Origin of the sequence: Methylobacterium sp. J-030, from assembly GCF_022829545.1 — a bacterium.
Taxonomy (GTDB): Bacteria; Pseudomonadota; Alphaproteobacteria; order Rhizobiales; family Beijerinckiaceae; genus Methylobacterium.
The window spans coordinates 1-15,488 of the sequence record NZ_JAKSYM010000391.1; the positions used below are offsets into that span (position 1 = coordinate 1).

The following is a 15,488-nucleotide window of genomic DNA, read 5'->3' on the forward strand; positions in this document are numbered from 1 at the left end:
TGAGCCGGAGGAGATCTACGTCATCAGCATCGTGCTGCTGGACATGGCCCGGCGACTCGACACGCGACGCACGGAAGCTTTCCGCAAGGTCGGGGGGAGGGCCTAATGACCGCTCCCGCTAATCGCCGCGGCTTCCTGCGCGGCCTCACCACGCTCCCGCTGATCGGCGGCAGTGTGGCCCTCATCGGAGCGCCGGCCGCCGTGGCCGAGCCCATCACGCCGCGCCTGTTACGCGAGTACCACGACTGGCTCATGTTCGAGCGGAGCTGCCTTGTCCGTGAGATGGCGGGGGAAAGCGCCGCCAGCGAAAGCATCAACTGCTGTCACGGCGAAGCACTTCGCTGGCACCGTGTCCGCGGTAAGCTGCGTCTCGACAGCGAGGGGCAGCCGATGGGCGACGGCGTGTCGTTCCCGTCCACCCGCGCCGCCCTCGTGCTCAGCACGGTCGGCTGCGACTGGCGGGAGGGCTCGGCATGGCTGTGAACCCGTCTACCCGCCGCGCCGCGCTCGGTGCCATCCTCGCGGCCCCAATCACAGGTGGGGCCGTCATGGCCCTCCCTTCCGGCTCCGCAAGTTTGCCGGACCACGAGGTTCAGTTCCTCGCGCTCATCCCGCAGCTTCGGAAGCTGATCCCACCCATCGAACGCGCCAAGGCGTTCGCCCATGCTCTCTACGAGGACGGCGATCGCATTGCCGGAGAGCATCCCGGTTGGGGCGATCCACCTGCCGCGAAGGCTTGGCGGCTGCGAGCTGAGGCAGCCCGGGACCGTAACGGCTACCACGAAGCCTGGGAGGCATGGGCGAAGCATACCGATGCTGTCGACAAGCTCGTCACCGACTTCATGACGGAGCGCATGACCACTCTGCTGGCCATCGGCTGGAAGGCCCGTGTGGCAGACCTGTTGGACTGCTGGGAGGAGCAGGCTGGCTACGATTTTGCGGCGTGGGCGCGGGAGGATGCGCTATGCGCCTGATCCTCGGCCTACTCGCCCTCGCGCAACTGCGCCTCGCCCGCCTCGACTATGCGCGGGGCGACATGCTGATGGACGACGCCGAAGCGGCCCTGACCCGGGCTCGCGAACGCATCGCTCTCGGCCATCGCCTCGCTGATCGCGCTGGCCAACCGCTGGCACGATTGCTCGCACGCCGCTGATACCCCGGCCCGGCCGCTCGCGCTGTCGAGTTTCCGACAAGTTGTCGGATACTGCTCTGAGCCTGGCCGGGCCTCACGACAGCCGCTCCCCGAATCAGGGGAGCGCAAATGCGAAACGGTTTCGCTTTCGGAAAAACGGAAACGGTTTCCGTTTTGCCGAGCCAGATTCCGGAGGGCCAAACACGACACGATGACGCTTTTGGCAGAACGAACCCGTTCTCAGACTGCCGAGCCGGATCTCAGCATCCACGCCCACCGTCGACAGCTGAGGGGCATGTCGCTGCGGGCGGGCGTGGAAGGCCGGCGCGAACCGGCCAAATATAGATACAACCCGGCGATCAAAGAATTCAACTGATAGTTTAAATTCCCGCAGGGAGTGTCCGTAGCGAACGCCGCTCGCGCATCGGGGCGAGCGGTATGCCTTAGCGGAACAGCGGTAAGCATGTTCCGAGAAGGCCGAGTCCCAGTACGATCAGACTACCACCAACGGTCTCAAGCATCGCTTGGCGGACAGGTCGGTTCGGAGCAATGCCAGCGAGCGTCACGCCCGCGATGAGACAGATTGGGATCAGGATACACACGGTGGACGCCTCGGCGCCCACGACGAGCGCTTGAGAGCAAGGCAGTCGCCGCTCCGCTTCACGAACGCCACTCGCGCATTCGAAGCGGACGTATCAGACCAAGTCAGCCAGCGAGGAGACGATGGCCAGCTTCTATCGAACCGGCACCGGTCTCATCCACGAAGACGCGTTCGAGAACGACGCCTGTCCCTCTCCCGAGAGCCGCAGGAGGTACAACGGCATTGAGGATCTGGAGCCGGGTGATGTGGTCTGGGAAGGAAGCGACATGATCCGGGTCACGGCTGAGATGATCTTGGCGGCGAGGGCTGAGAAGGCGCAAAGGGCCTGACTACCAACGCTGCTAGCGCATCCGGTGCGGGCGGTAGAGTCCACCATAGTCCGTAGCTCTCCGGCTAAATCCACGATGGTGCCGTAGATATAAACGTGGGTAGATCCCAAGTGCTTGGAGCTAACTACATGATGTGCAAATATGAATTTGGCAATGTGGGCGGACAACAGATCCGCCAAGTCCTCGCGGTAATACGGGGTGACGACAGCGAGGCTCATGGATTGCAAGCGCCCCGGACACGATGCCGAGCGAGGAAGAACCTGTTGCGCGGGCCGATCGTTCGTATCAGCCTCATCCGATCACTGCTCAGCATAATATTCAATTGTCGAGTCGGGAGCGCACCCCGACCTCTAGAACGCGAAGCTGTTCTGAAGCTGTAGAACTCGCCCTGGGACCCCGACGGGTCCCGCTCACCCCGCCAGCACCCGGGCGGCCGCCGCCCCGAGCGCCCGCACCCCCAGCGCCAGGTCGGCATCGCTGGTATCCTCCGCCCAATGATGGCTGATGCCGCCGATCGAGGGGACGAACAGCATCGCGGCCGGCAGGATCCGGGCGACGTTCTGCGCGTCGTGGCCGGCGCCCGAGGGCATCACCTGCCAGCCGCTCGGGCAGATCTGCTCGGCGGCCTCCGAGAGGGCACGCATCAGGTCCGGGTCGCAGAGGGCGGGGATCGCCTTCGAGAGGGCCGTCAGCGTGGCGGGGCAGCGCTCGCGCCGGTTCGACTCGCGCACCAGCGCCTCCAGGCAGGCCTCCATCCGCTCCAGCACCGGCATCGACACGTCGCGGAACTGGAAGAAGACCTCGGCCCGGCCCGGGATGATGCTGTGGCCGCCGGGATCCAGGGTGATCCGCCCCGTGGTCCAGGTGCTGCGCGGGCCGCAGACGTTCGGGAACGCCCGGTCGATCGCCGCGAGCAGCCGCACCGCCGAGAGGCCTGCGTCCCGGCGCTCCACCATGGTGGTGCCGCCCGCATGGTCCTGGTTGCCGGAAAAATCGATCCGGAACTGCCAGATCGCCACGATGCCGCTCACCACGCCGAGATGCAGCCCGGCCGATTCGAGCTGCGTGCCCTGCTCGATATGCATCTCCAGGAAGCCGCGGTAGCGCCCCGGGTCGAGCCGCATCCGGGGCAGGCCGGCGAGGCCGGCAGCCTGCAGGGCCTCGCGCAGGGGCGTGCCGTCGGTGCGGTTGCGGGCGGCGTCGATCTCGGCCTCGGTGAGGTCGCCGATCGCCGAGCGGCTGCCCAGGAAGCCGCCGGAGAAATGCCCCTCCTCGTCCGCGAAGGCGACGACGTCGACCGGCAGCCCGGCCCGGGCCAGCGCCACCCCGGCCACGACCCCCAGCGCCCCGTCGAGCCAGCCGGCCTCGTTCTGGGTCTCGATATGGCTGCCGACCAGCAGATGCGGGCCGGGGCCGCGATGACGCCCGAGCACGGTGCCGATCCCGTCGATGGACGCGTCCAGCCCGCAGGCCTCCAGCCTGGCCATCAGCCAGCGGCGGGATTCCATGTCGTCGGCCGAGAAGGTCGGGCGATGGACGCCGGTGCGGAACCGCCCGATCGCGCGCAGTTCGTAGAGGTCGGCCAGGAAGGCTTGGGTGTCGATCTCGGTCATGGGTCCCCGGGGGCTGAGCACGCCGGCCGTGCAAGGCCCATGCGCAGGTGCGGGCTTCAAAAGGGCTTCAAGCCCTTGGGCGGGGTGTCGGGGCAGAGCCCCGACAGCGGGCGAAGCCCGACAGCGGGGCGCTGCCCTGTACCCGCAAAAGGTCCCGGACCTTTTGAATCCGGGACTTGGCGCTACTCCGCCGCCGCCTGTCGCCAGTCCGCCGGCTGCGCCATCCAGGCGGTGAGGTCGGCCCGGGCGCGGTCGGTCAGCGCGCGCTTCTTGAGGGCGGCCTTCTCGGGCCCGCGCAGGCGGCGGCCGGTCTCGTTGCGGGGCGCCTGCGCCAGGGGGGGGAACAGGCCGAAATTCACGTTCATCGGCTGGAACGAGCGCGGGGCGTTGGCCTCGCCATCCGCCGCGACATGGCCGCCCGTGATGTGGGCGATCAGCGCGCCCAGCGCCGTGGTCTGGGGCAGGGGGGCGAGCGGGTGCCCCGCGGCCTCGGCCACCGCGAAGCGGCCGGCCATCAGCCCGACCGCCGCGCTCTCCACGTAGCCCTCGCAGCCGGTGATCTGGCCTGCGAAGCGCAAGGCGGGACGGGCCTTCAGCCGCAGCGTGGCGTCGAGCAGGCGCGGGCTGTCGAGATAGGTGTTCCGGTGCAGCCCCCCGAGGCGGGCGAACTCGGCCCGCTCCAGGCCGGGGATCGTGCGGAAGATCCGGACCTGCTCGGCGTAGGTCAGCTTCGTCTGGAAGCCGACCATGTTGTAGAGCGTGCCGAGCGCGTTGTCCTGGCGCAGCTGGACGATCGCGCAGGGCTTGACCAGGGGATCGCGCGGGTTGGTGAGGCCCACGGGCTTCATCGGGCCGTGCCGCAGGGTCTCGGGCCCGCGCTCGGCCATCACCTCGATGGGCAGGCAGCCGTCGAAATAGGGCGTGCCCTCCCACTGCTTGAACCCGATCTTTTCGCCCGTCACCAGGGCGTCCACGAAGGCCGCGTACTGCTCACGCGTCATCGGGCAGTTGAGGTAGTCGGCTCCGGTGCCGCCCGGGCCCGGCTTGTCGTAGCGCGACTGGAACCACGCCACGTCCCTGTCGATCGAGTCGAAGTGGACGATCGGCGCGATCGCGTCGAAGAAGGCGAGGGACTCGGCCCCGGTGAGCCGGCGGATGCCCTCGGCCAGTGCCGGAGCCGTCAGCGGTCCGGTGGCGACGATGCAGGCCCCCCAATCCTCCGGCGGCAGGCCCTCGACCTCCCCACGGACGAGGGTCACGTCGGGGTGCTGCTCCAGCGCCCGGGTGACTGCGGCGGAAAACCCCTCGCGGTCCACCGCCAGCGCCCCACCGGCCGGCACCTGATTGGCGTCGGCCGCCCGCATGATCAGCGAGCCGAGGGCGCGCATCTCCTGGTGCAGCAGCCCGACGGCGTTGCCCTCGGGGTCGTCCGACCGGAAGGAGTTCGAGCACACGAGCTCGGCCAGGCCGTCCGTCCGGTGGGCCTCGGTGCCGCGCACCGGGCGCATCTCGTGGACGACGGCGCGATGGCCGGCCTCGGCCACCTGCCACGCGGCCTCGGACCCGGCGAGCCCGCCGCCGATGATGTGGATGGTCTGTGTCATACCCGAGAATAGCGAAGGACCGCCGCCCGGATCAACGGGCGGCGGTCCTTCGACGGGCTTTCACGCTGTCGGGGATCAGACGCGGGCGATGCCGCGGATCTCGCTGCGGTTGATGCCGAGATCGGCCAGATCGCGATCCGACAGGCGGGAGAGCTGGGTGACCGTGTCGCGGTACCGGAGATAGGCGCGGACGCGGCTCAGGACGCTACGGGCGGCGGACATGATATGCTTTGACCTCTGTTCGGGCATCCGGTGGCGCTTCGATGCGCATCGGTGCCTCTTGTTGGTGCAATGCACATATAAGCCCGCTGCAGCGCAGCAGGAGTCGAAAGGTCAAGCATCAGACCTGCAGAGATCGCATGACGCGATTAAGATATCGGCAACCTTTCCGGCTGGTCATTCTTTAAGCGCATGTAAAGCCTGCCGCACATGCGAAGGGCGCCCCACCGGCCGGCGGAGCGCCCTGAACGTCGGACCGATCGGATCCCGCCTCAGTAGAACGGGCGCGGACCGTGATAGCCGTAGGGCCGGTAGAAGGGGCGGGGCCGCACGTAGCCGTAGCCGCCGTAATAGACCGGCCGGCGCCAGTCGCCGTAGGGGCGGGGCCCCCAGTTCGGGCGGCAGATGCCCCAGGGATTGGGATGGAAGCCGGGGCCGCAGCCCCCGGCCGCCTCGGCGGAACCGGCAAGCCCGAGGCTGCCGGCGATCGCGGCGGCCACACCGAGCGCCTTCAGGCGCGGTGCGCTCAGAAGCGTCATGACGGGATCTCCTCATTACCTCCGGCGGAACGGCAGCCGGTCGAGGAAGATTCGGCTCCGCCGCCTGAACCGACGCTGAGCCAGAGGTTGTATCGGGTACAGGCTCACGGCGGCATTCGGGCAGCGCGGTTTCCCGACCGGGATTTCGCGCGGGTCAGTGCAGCGAGGGCGTGCGCAGGAACTTCTCCCGGTTGGCGGAGACCAGGGCGAGCTTCACGCCGCGCCCGTCGCGGCGGATGTTGAGCGGCACCCGCACCCCCGCCTCGCCGAGCGCCCAGACGCTGCGGAACAGGGCGGCGAGGTCCGCCACGGGCTCGCCGGCCACCGCCTCGATCACGTCGCCGGCCTGGAGGCCGCCGGTCTCGGCCGGGCCGCCATCGGCCAGCCCCATCACCACGATGCCCTCCTCGCTCTCGGTGGCAAACAGGCCGAGCCAGGGGCGCGGCGGCCGGTTCGCGCGGCCGCGCGTCGCGAGGTCGTCGAGGATCGGCGGCAGCAGGTCGATGGGCACCACCATGTTGATCGGGCGCGCGCTCCCCGAGCCGCCCTGCTGCAGTTGCAGCGAGCCGATGCCGAGCAGTTCCCCCTGAGGTCCGATCAGCGCCGTGCCGCCCCAGTGCGGGTGCGCGGGGGCGGTGAACAGGGCCTCGTCGAGGACGTATTCCCAGTAGCCGGCGAATTCCTGCCGGGCGACCACCTCGACGGCGACGCAGCGCTGCCGTCCGCCCGCCCCCGCCAGCACCGCCCGGTCGCCGGTCCGCAGCCCGGCCGAGCGGCCGAGGGGCAGGGCGGGCACGCCGAGGTCGCCCAGCGCCTGGACGAGGCCGAAGCCGGTGGCGGCGTCGAAGCCGAGGACGTGGCCGGGGACCGAGCGGCCGTCCCGGGTGGTGAGCCAGACGCTCTCGGCCTCGGTCACGAGGTAGCCGATGGTGAGGACCAGTCCGTCCTCGCGGATCACCACGCCGTTGCCGGCGCGCTCGGTGCCCAGCGTCTCGGCCGTGAAGGCGCTCTCCGGCACCCGCGCCGACAGGGCCAGCACCGCCGAGAGCGCCCGGTCGAGGTCGTAGCCGTAATCCGCGGGCCGCGGCTGGGCCTGCGCGGGGATCTTCCACTCGCCCTGCGTCGCCATGAGAGTCCTTCGTGCGTCCGCACCCTGGTCGGGACCGGGTGCGCGAAAGACGACAAGATAGGATGTTCGCGCCGCGCGCGACACCCATGCTGGGCGACCCGCACACCATTGCCGCAGGGGTGAAAACGAAGAGGACCGCCCGGCCGGGGCCGGGCGGTCCATCGCAGGCGTCCGGTCCCCGCCCTGCGGCGGGGAACCGGGTCGCGTGTCTCAGTACTTGCGGACCAGCGGCGCCGGGACCGGCGAGGCGGCGGGCGTCGGCGAATACAGCGGGACGATGAACCGGATCCAGCCGTCGGTGGAGTAATCGCTGCGGGTGCGGCCGAACGCGTTGGTGAGGGTCGCGCCGGTCACGACGTCGCGGGCGACGTAGGCTTGGACGGTGAAGATCTTGAAGTCGTAGCCGATCAGGCCGCCGATGGCGAAGCGGCCGCGGTTGTTGGCTGCCGCGCTGTACTGGCTGATGTCGAAGTTATAGGTGCCGTAGGCGACCGGGCCGATCTCGAAGTTGCCGAACTTCTTCGTCGCGGTGATGTCGAAGTTCAGGGCGTCCGAGAGGCGCAGCGGGCCGATGGCGGCGCCGACCTGGCCGGGGAAGCGACCGGGCGAGTCGTAGATGTTGGCGGTCAGGTTGCCGGTGATGTTCCAGCCGTCACCGGTGTAGCTGCCGGCGATGCCGAAGCGGTAGGTGTTCGAGGACAGGATGCCGAGCACTGGCGTGCCGACCGGGCTGACGCCGTACGGCGAGCGCGGGTTGGGGGTGAAGCTGTTTGCTCCGGGACCCGGATAAAGCGAGCCGCGATCGCCGTCGAGGTCGTTCAGGTACACGCCGCCGAGCAAGCTGACGCCGAAGTTGCTGCCGAGGTCGAAGGCCCAGATGCCGCCGACGAAGGTGCCGACGTTGATCGAGATGTCCTTGTTGGGCGTGCCCGCCGGGTTGCGGGTGAAGGCGAACACGGTCGGGGGCGCCACGAGCAGCTCGATGCGGCCGCCGAACGGCACCAGCGGGGTCGACCACACGAGGACCGGGATGTTGACGGCCGTGTCGGCATCGTTCCGGCCGTCGGTGCGGCGGTAGGTGAACGTGTTGATGGCGTAGATGCCTTCCGGCAGCGGCGCGCCGACGGCGAGACCGACCTGCTCGCCCGGAACCGTCGTGGTCTGCGCCTGCGCGATCGTCGAGGCCATGCCGACCGTGAGCACGACCGTGCCGGCCGCGAGCCAGTTCTTCATCATTGTCTCATTCCTTCCCAAGGTCCCAAGGCGTCCGTCCCGCATTCGGCACTTCCCTGCCGGTCTGCTCGCCCATTGCGGCTGCCGGCTTCGGACCTGCCGAGCGCCCCCACGGAGCCTGCCCGTCTCAACGTCTGCGACTATTCTACAGAGACCCTCGGAAAGACAGTGGAATGCTCGCTGGAAAGCTAGAACCGGCCGAACCGTTGCCGAAAAGCCGCATTTTTGCGGCGATGCAACACTGTCCACAATCCGGTTCAAACCGCCCGGTCCGGCAAAATATCGTTGAATGGTCAAGCTGTTGTCGCCGCCGATTGCGGGAGAATCCGGCAAACCCCGGCGGGTGATCGGGTAGGAGGCCGGTCGGGGCGCAGCGGTCCGGATCGACGCGAAAGCGGCATCCGGACGGGTCCGCGACCGGGCCGGACGGTCGCCCGGAGACTCGAATCACCGCCGGCGGAGGCCGATCCCAGCTCGGATCCCGGCAAAAATTGCCGCGTGCCGCCCCTGTCCCGGTCGGTCGGAGTCGACGGATATGGGGCTTCGGGTCCGCTGCGGGCCCTGCCTCTGCCGCAGAGCTGCGGGCTCCAGCTTTGAGACACGCCGGCGGTGACGGAGCGCGACACGCCCCCTCTCCCGGGCGGGAGCGGGGACCCGCGCCCCTACGTGCCGCCGGCGGCCGAACCTTTCGCGGCGTCGACCTGTGTCGCCCGTAGCCCGCAGCAGAGGGGGGATGGCGCCCGCCCGGACCGGCGCTCGTCCGGCTACTCGGCGGCGCTGCGGCGGGTGGCGGTTTGCGGTGCCGGGCGCCGCGCCAGCACTTCGCGCAGGAACCGGCCGGTATGGCTGGCCCTGGAGCGGGCGATCTCCTCCGGGGTGCCCTGCGCCACCAGCCGGCCGCCGCCGTCGCCGCCCTCGGGGCCCATGTCGATCACCCAGTCGGCGGTCTTGATCACTTCGAGGTTGTGCTCGATCACCACGACGGTGTTGCCCTGGTCGACCAGCTCGTGGAGCACCTCCATCAGCTTGGCGACGTCGTGGAAGTGCAGGCCGGTGGTCGGCTCGTCGAGGATGTAGAGGGTGCGGCCGGTGGCGCGCTTCGACAGCTCCTTGGAGAGCTTCACCCGCTGCGCCTCGCCCCCCGACAGGGTGGTGGCCTGCTGGCCGACATGGACGTAGTGCAGGCCGACCCGCTTCAGGGTCTCGAGCTTGTCGCGGATCGCCGGCACCGCCTTGAACAGCTCGGCCGCCTCCTCGACGGTGGAATCGAGCACGTCGGCGATCGACTTGCCCCGGTACTTCACCTCCAGGGTCTCGCGGTCGTAGCGCTTGCCCTTGCAGACGTCGCAGGTGACGTAGACGTCCGGCAGGAAGTGCATCTCGATCTTGATGACGCCGTCGCCCGAGCAGGCCTCGCAGCGCCCGCCCTTGACGTTGAACGAGAAGCGCCCCGGCTGGTAGCCCCGCGCCTTGGCCTCCGGCAGGCCCGCGAACCAGTCGCGGATCGGCGTGAACGCGCCGATATAGGTGGCGGGGTTCGAGCGCGGGGTGCGCCCGATCGGCGACTGGTCGATGTCGATGACCTTGTCGAGGTGCTCCAGCCCCTCCAGCCGCCCGTAGGGGGCCGGGTGCTCCAGGGCGCCGTTCAGCTTTTTCGCGACGGCCTTGTAGAGCGTGTCGATCACCAGGGTCGACTTGCCGCCGCCCGAGACCCCGGTGATGCACGTGAAGGTGCCGAGCGGGATCTCGACATCCACGTCCTTGAGGTTGTTGCCCCGCGCCCCGAACAGCCCGAGCTTGCCCTTCCGGCCTTTTCGACGCGCGGTCGGGGTTCGGACCGCCATCTCGCCCGTGAGGTATTTCGCGGTGAGCGAGGCGGGATTCGCCAGCACCTCCGCGGGTGTCCCCTGCGCGATGATCTCGCCGCCGTGGATCCCGGCGCCCGGGCCGACATCGACCACGTAATCGGCCTGCAGGATCGCGTCCTCGTCGTGCTCGACCACGATCACCGAGTTGCCGAGGTCGCGCAGGCGCTTGAGCGTGCCGAGCAGCCGCTCGTTGTCGCGCTGGTGCAGGCCGATCGAGGGCTCGTCCAGCACGTAGAGCACGCCGGTCAGCCCGGAGCCGATCTGCGAGGCCAGCCGGATGCGCTGGCTCTCGCCGCCCGAGAGCGAGCCGGAGCCGCGGGCGAGCGTCAGGTATTCGAGGCCGACATCGACCAGGAAGCTCAGCCGGTCGCGGATTTCTTTTAAGATACGGACCGCGATCTCGTTCTGCTTCGCCGTCAGCTTCTCCGGCAGCTCCGAGAACCAGCGATGCGCCTCGCTCACCGACAGGGCCGTGACATCGGCAATGTCCGCCATGGCGACCTTCACGGCCAGCGCCTCGGGCTTCAGCCGCTTGCCGCCGCAGGCGGCGCAGGGCGTCTCGCTCATGAAGCGCCCGATCTCCTCCCGGACGGCGTCGGAATCGCTCTCCTTGTAGCGGCGCTCCAGGTTCGGGATGACGCCCTCGAACGGCTTGTTGACCGTGTATTTGCGCAACCCGTCATCGTAGGCGAAGCGGATCGACTGTTTCCCCGAGCCGTACAGCACGACGGCGCGGGCCGCCTCCGACAGGCTCTGCCAGGGGACGCCGGTCTTGAAGCCGAAATGCTCGGCCAGCGCGTCGAGGGTCTGGCCGTAATAGGGCGAGGTCGACTTCGCCCAGGGGCCGACCGCGCCGCGCTTCAGGCTCAAGCCGGGGTCCGAGATCACCAGCTCGGGGTCGATCCGCATCTCGTGGCCGATGCCGCTGCAGGTCGGGCAGGCGCCGAACGGGTTGTTGAACGAGAACAGCCGCGGCTCGATCTCCGCGATGGTGAAGCCCGAGACCGGACAGGCGAAACGCGACGAGAAGGTGATGGTCCGGGGCGCCTCGCCCTCGGGGGCGTCCGCGAACACGACCTCCGCGATGCCGTCGGCGAGTTCCAGCGCGGTCTCGAAGGAGTCCGCCAGCCGGGAGCCGATATCGGCCCGGACCACGATCCGGTCGACGACCACGTCGATGTCGTGCTTGAACTTCTTGTCGAGCTTGGGCACGTCGTCGATGGCGTAATATTCGCCGTTCACCCGCAGCCGCTGAAAACCCTTCTTTTGGTACTCAGCGATTTCCTTTCGGTATTCGCCCTTGCGCCCGCGGACCACCGGGGCGAGCAGGTAGAGCCGGGTCTTCTCCGGCAATTCCAGCACCCGGTCGACCATCTGCTGGACGGTCTGGCTCTCGATCGGCAGGCCGGTGGCGGGGGAGTAGGGAATGCCGACCCGCGCCCAGAGCAGGCGCATGTAGTCGTAGATCTCGGTGACCGTCCCCACGGTGGAGCGGGGATTCTTGGAGGTGGTCTTCTGCTCGATCGAGATCGCCGGCGACAGCCCGTCGATCTGGTCGACATCGGGCTTCGACATCATCTCCAGGAACTGGCGGGCATAGGCCGAGAGCGACTCGACGTAGCGGCGCTGCCCCTCGGCGTAGATCGTGTCGAAGGCGAGCGACGACTTGCCCGAGCCCGAGAGCCCGGTGAACACCACGAGCTTGTCCCGCGGGATGGTCAGGTCGACGTTCTTGAGATTGTGCTCACGGGCGCCGCGGACCGCGATCACACGCCGGTCCTCGATGGGGACCGGGGCGGCGTCGAACAGGGCCTCCAGCCTGGCATCGACGGCGGCCTCGGTCCGGGCACCGGAGGAGGCGGATTTCGCGCGGGCCGGCTTGGATCGGGGCGTCTCGGACTGGGGCGCCTTGGACTGGGGCGCCTTGGCGGTCGCGGGGGCCTTGGCGGTCGCGGGGGCCTTCGGAGCCGTCTTGGAAGGCGCTTCGGCGGCGGCGTTCGGTGCGGCTTGGGCGGCGCCGGCGCGGCTTGCGGCACGACTTCCAGCTTGGGCTTTGGCCATGGGGGCGGCGGTCTTTCGAGGCGTCGACGAAGTCGAATCGGATTCCGGATCGGATTCGCGCGCGGGCCAGCCGCCGCTCCGGCTCATGTCGAGCCCGAGGGGGCCCGCGGCAAGATGCGGCCGGCGGGACGCAGGCCCGTCATGCGCCGCCTTTGCTAGAACGAAACGCGTACGGCGGCAACCGTCCGATGCAACGGTGGATCAGGCCATCGGCGAACCGAGAGCATGGGAGCGTCCGTGAAGAACGCGGATGCTCGATCCCGTGATCCTCGGCCCCACGGCGGCCACGCCCGTTTCTCTGCCCGATCCGGTCGAGGCGCGGATCAAGCAGGGCGCTTACGCCAGCGCGCGGGGGCTCGTCAGGACGAGGCTCTTCCGGATCCGCCCGCCCGCGTCCCGCACGCGGGGAGCGGGGGCCGCCGCGCGCCGTCGCAGCCCGCATGCCGCACACCGAACCTTGATGCGCCTGCCTGATCGCGGTTCGTCCGCGCGAAGGCGCGGCGGCAATCCTCCGCCGGGCGCGGTATCGGATCTGTGTCGCCCATAGCCCGCAGAGCGCAATACTCCTTACGGCGATCTCCTGACAGTTGACGGTACGATGTTGACGGCGACCTCCACGCGCCGTCCGGATCTGAAGCAGGCTTCGCCGAAGCACCGTCAGACTTTGCCCCCGTGAGGCGACAGCAAGGTCTGACCTTCTCCCGCACGCATCACGAAATTTTAAGCGTGCGGCCGCCATGGCGAGGCGCTAGTTCAGATAAGCCCGATTCCACCGGTCCCGCACGGCCGTGCAAGACCTGTCGTCCCGGCCCCGTCGGAGCTTCGTAGATCCGGATCCCGCGCCGATGACCACCACCGACACGATCTCAGCCGGAAGCGCGGTGCGCGCGGCGTCGGCGCGCGTGTCGCGGACGATCCTGGGCGGCTGCGTGGCCACCATGATGGTCGTGCTCGATCTCATCGTCTACTCGCAGCTCATCTTCTCCGGCCCGCTCGCCGAGAACCGGACCGCCGGGCTGGCGGCGATGCTCGCGGCCTACGTCCTGGGCGGCCTCGTCTTCGCGGTGCTCAAGCGGGACCTGGTGATCTCCCTGTCGTACTTCGGGGCGGCGGCGATCGTGCAGGCGGCGATCGCCGCCACGGTCGCCGGGCAGCTGCACGCGGCGGGCGTGACCGACCCCGACGCGGTCGGCCCGATCGTCCTGCTCGCCTGCGGCGCGGTGACCCTGCTGACCGGCCTCGTCTTCGTGTCGCTCGGCACCCTGCGCGCGTCGCTGGTGATGCAGCTGCTGCCCTACCCGATCCTGACCGGCTTCCTCGCCGGCGTCGGCCTGCTGCTCGTGCGCAGCGGCGTGCAGATCGGCGCCCATATCGACGACGCGGTCGCGGTCGTGTCCGGCCTGTTCGACCCGGGGGCGCCGGCCTCCGGCCTGCTCGAGCCCGGCACGCTCGGGCGCATCGCCCTGACGCTCGGCATCGGGTTCTGCGCCTTCACGCTGCCCCGGCGCTTCCCGCACTGGAGCACCTTCCCGGCGATCGTCATCGCGAGCTTCGCGCTGGTGCATCTCGGATTGTCCGTGCGGGGCCTCGACACCGCCGCCGCGCAGGCGGCCGGCTGGCTGATCGACCCGCTGCCGCCGGGCCCGCTGCTGCGCGCCCCCGCGATCGGAAGCCTCTCGGGCCTCGACCCCGCCCTGCTCCTGCCGGTCCTGCCCAAGATCGCCACCGAGATCCTGGTCGCGGTCATCATCCAGATCCTCTACGTCGTCAGCGTCGAGCTGGACCTGCGGCGCGCGTTCGACATCGACCGGATCTTCGTCGCCTCGGGCTGGGCGAACGTCCTCGGCAGCCTGTTCGGCAGCCCCGTGATGGGTTTCGACCGGACCTCGACGCTGTACCTGCACAATATCGGCGGCGGGCAGTGGCTCGGCCGGTGGCTGACGCTGGCCGTCACGGCGGCCCTGCTGCTGTTCGGCGCAGGCGCGCTCGGCCTGCTGCCGCGCCCGCTGGCCGGCGGCGCCCTGATCGCCATCGCGCTCGGGCACCTCCTCAACCTCTCCCGGGCCCACCGGACCCTGCTGCCCTGGGAGGTCGCGGTGGCGGCCTGCGTGTGCGCGGCCACCGCCCTGTTCGGGGCGACGGTGGGCTTCCTGACCGGCGTCCTGATGGCGATGCTGATCTTCGCGGTCCAGTACGCGCAAGTTCCGACCATCCGCCGGGCGCTGTCCGGGGCGGAGCGGCGCAGCAGCATCATCCGCGACCCCGACACCGCCGCCCGGTTGCGCGAGGCCGGAACCCGCACGCGGATCTACACGCTGCAGGGCTTCCTGTTCTTCCTCAACGGCCAGGCGATCCACCGGCGGGTCGCCGCGGAGGCCGGGACCCTGCGGGTGCTGATCCTGGATTTCCGCGACTGCGTCGGCCTCGACAGCTCGGCCCTCGTGGCGTTCCGCAAGATCGGGCAGCTCGCCGAGGCGCGCGGCTTCGACGTGCTGCTCGCCCATCCCGGGCCGACGATGCTCCGGCAGTTCACGCGCAACGGCCTCACCGCCGGGCCGCGGATCCGTGTCCTGCCGACCCTCGACGAGGCCCTGCGGGACGCGGAGGCGACGCTGCTGGCGGAGGCGGGAATCTCCGAAGCCGGCGCGGCCGCGCCCTTCGCCCGGCACCTGTCGGACCAGCTGGGCTGCACGATCGAGCCCGGCGACATCGCGCCCTACGTGACCGTCCGCGACCTGGAGGCCGGCGCCGTGCTGATGCGCCAGGGCGCGGCGGCCGACGCGCTGTACTTCCTCGAACAGGGCCTCGTCGCGATCGAGATCGCGGTGCCGGGGCGGCCCCACATGCGCCTGCGCACCACCACGGCGGGCACGGTGATCGGCGAGGTCGCCCTGGCGCAGGGCGGCGAGCGGACCGCCACGGCCGTGGCCGAGCGCCCCTGCCGGGTGGTCGGCATCGACCGCGACGGCCTCGCCCGCATGGAGCGGGCGCGGCCCGACCTCGCGCTGCATGTCCAGCGCTTCCTGATCCTGGAACTGGCCGGCAAGCTCACCGACACGAACCGGCTGCTCGAGGTCGAGCTGCACTGAGCGGCGTCCCGGTTTCAGGGTCCGGGGCGCGGCCGCGGCCAAGCAAAGGTTTCCTCCGCACAGGTCCTCCA

General features: G+C 69.7%; 12 protein-coding genes. 5 read left to right on the plus strand and 7 right to left on the minus strand.

Going from position 1 to position 15,488, the window contains the following annotated elements; all coding sequences use genetic code 11:
• Window positions 1-105 precede the first annotated feature (105 nt).
• From MKK75_RS31400 to MKK75_RS31415, 4 genes are all read left to right on the plus strand, one after another.
• Complete coding sequence (locus MKK75_RS31400; RefSeq protein ID WP_244046390.1) at window positions 106-483, plus strand: hypothetical protein; 378 nt, start codon at window positions 106-108, stop codon at window positions 481-483.
• Window positions 474-974, plus strand: coding sequence for a hypothetical protein (locus MKK75_RS31405; protein WP_244046391.1), 501 nt, complete (start codon window positions 474-476; stop codon window positions 972-974). Before MKK75_RS31400 ends, MKK75_RS31405 begins: the two co-directional genes overlap by 10 nt.
• The gene (locus tag MKK75_RS31410) at window positions 965-1,153 is read left to right on the plus strand and encodes a hypothetical protein (protein WP_244046392.1); all 189 of its coding nucleotides are present in this window, start codon (window positions 965-967) and stop codon (window positions 1,151-1,153) included. Before MKK75_RS31405 ends, MKK75_RS31410 begins: the two co-directional genes overlap by 10 nt.
• 702 nt (window positions 1,154-1,855) lie before the next feature.
• Window positions 1,856-2,062: a hypothetical protein gene (locus MKK75_RS31415; protein WP_244046393.1), complete on the plus strand. Its 207-nt coding sequence runs from the start codon at window positions 1,856-1,858 to the stop codon at window positions 2,060-2,062.
• 410 nt (window positions 2,063-2,472) lie between these two features.
• On the opposite strand, the gene MKK75_RS31420 is transcribed toward MKK75_RS31415, so the two are convergent.
• The 7 genes from MKK75_RS31420 to uvrA form a co-directional block, all read right to left on the minus strand.
• The gene (locus MKK75_RS31420; protein ID WP_244046394.1) at window positions 2,473-3,675 is read right to left on the minus strand and encodes a Zn-dependent hydrolase; all 1,203 of its coding nucleotides are present in this window, start codon (window positions 3,673-3,675) and stop codon (window positions 2,473-2,475) included.
• A gap of 182 nt (window positions 3,676-3,857) precedes the next feature.
• A complete protein-coding gene (trmFO, locus tag MKK75_RS31425) occupies window positions 3,858-5,279 on the minus strand; it encodes a methylenetetrahydrofolate--tRNA-(uracil(54)-C(5))-methyltransferase (FADH(2)-oxidizing) TrmFO (protein WP_244046395.1) in 1,422 nt (473 codons plus the stop codon).
• A 75-nt stretch (window positions 5,280-5,354) separates the two neighbouring features.
• The gene (locus tag MKK75_RS31430; protein ID WP_091717789.1) at window positions 5,355-5,501 is read right to left on the minus strand and encodes a DUF1127 domain-containing protein; all 147 of its coding nucleotides are present in this window, start codon (window positions 5,499-5,501) and stop codon (window positions 5,355-5,357) included.
• 269 nt (window positions 5,502-5,770) lie between these two features.
• Window positions 5,771-6,037: a GCG_CRPN prefix-to-repeats domain-containing protein gene (locus MKK75_RS31435; RefSeq protein WP_244046396.1), complete on the minus strand. Its 267-nt coding sequence runs from the start codon at window positions 6,035-6,037 to the stop codon at window positions 5,771-5,773.
• Window positions 6,038-6,191: 154 nt separating this feature from the next.
• Window positions 6,192-7,166 carry a S1C family serine protease gene (locus MKK75_RS31440; RefSeq protein WP_244046397.1) on the minus strand — a complete coding sequence of 325 codons (975 nt, stop codon included), beginning with the start codon at window positions 7,164-7,166 and terminating at the stop codon, window positions 6,192-6,194.
• A 210-nt stretch (window positions 7,167-7,376) separates the two neighbouring features.
• Window positions 7,377-8,402 carry a transporter gene (locus MKK75_RS31445; protein ID WP_244046398.1) on the minus strand — a complete coding sequence of 342 codons (1,026 nt, stop codon included), beginning with the start codon at window positions 8,400-8,402 and terminating at the stop codon, window positions 7,377-7,379.
• Window positions 8,403-9,163: 761 nt separating this feature from the next.
• Entirely contained in the window at window positions 9,164-12,328 is a 3,165-nt protein-coding gene (uvrA, locus tag MKK75_RS31450; protein WP_244046399.1) for an excinuclease ABC subunit UvrA, read from the minus strand.
• 845 nt (window positions 12,329-13,173) lie between these two features.
• Between uvrA and MKK75_RS31455 the strand changes: the two genes are divergently transcribed.
• Window positions 13,174-15,417 carry a cyclic nucleotide-binding domain-containing protein gene (locus MKK75_RS31455; protein ID WP_244046400.1) on the plus strand — a complete coding sequence of 748 codons (2,244 nt, stop codon included), beginning with the start codon at window positions 13,174-13,176 and terminating at the stop codon, window positions 15,415-15,417.
• Window positions 15,418-15,488: the final 71 nt, after the last annotated feature.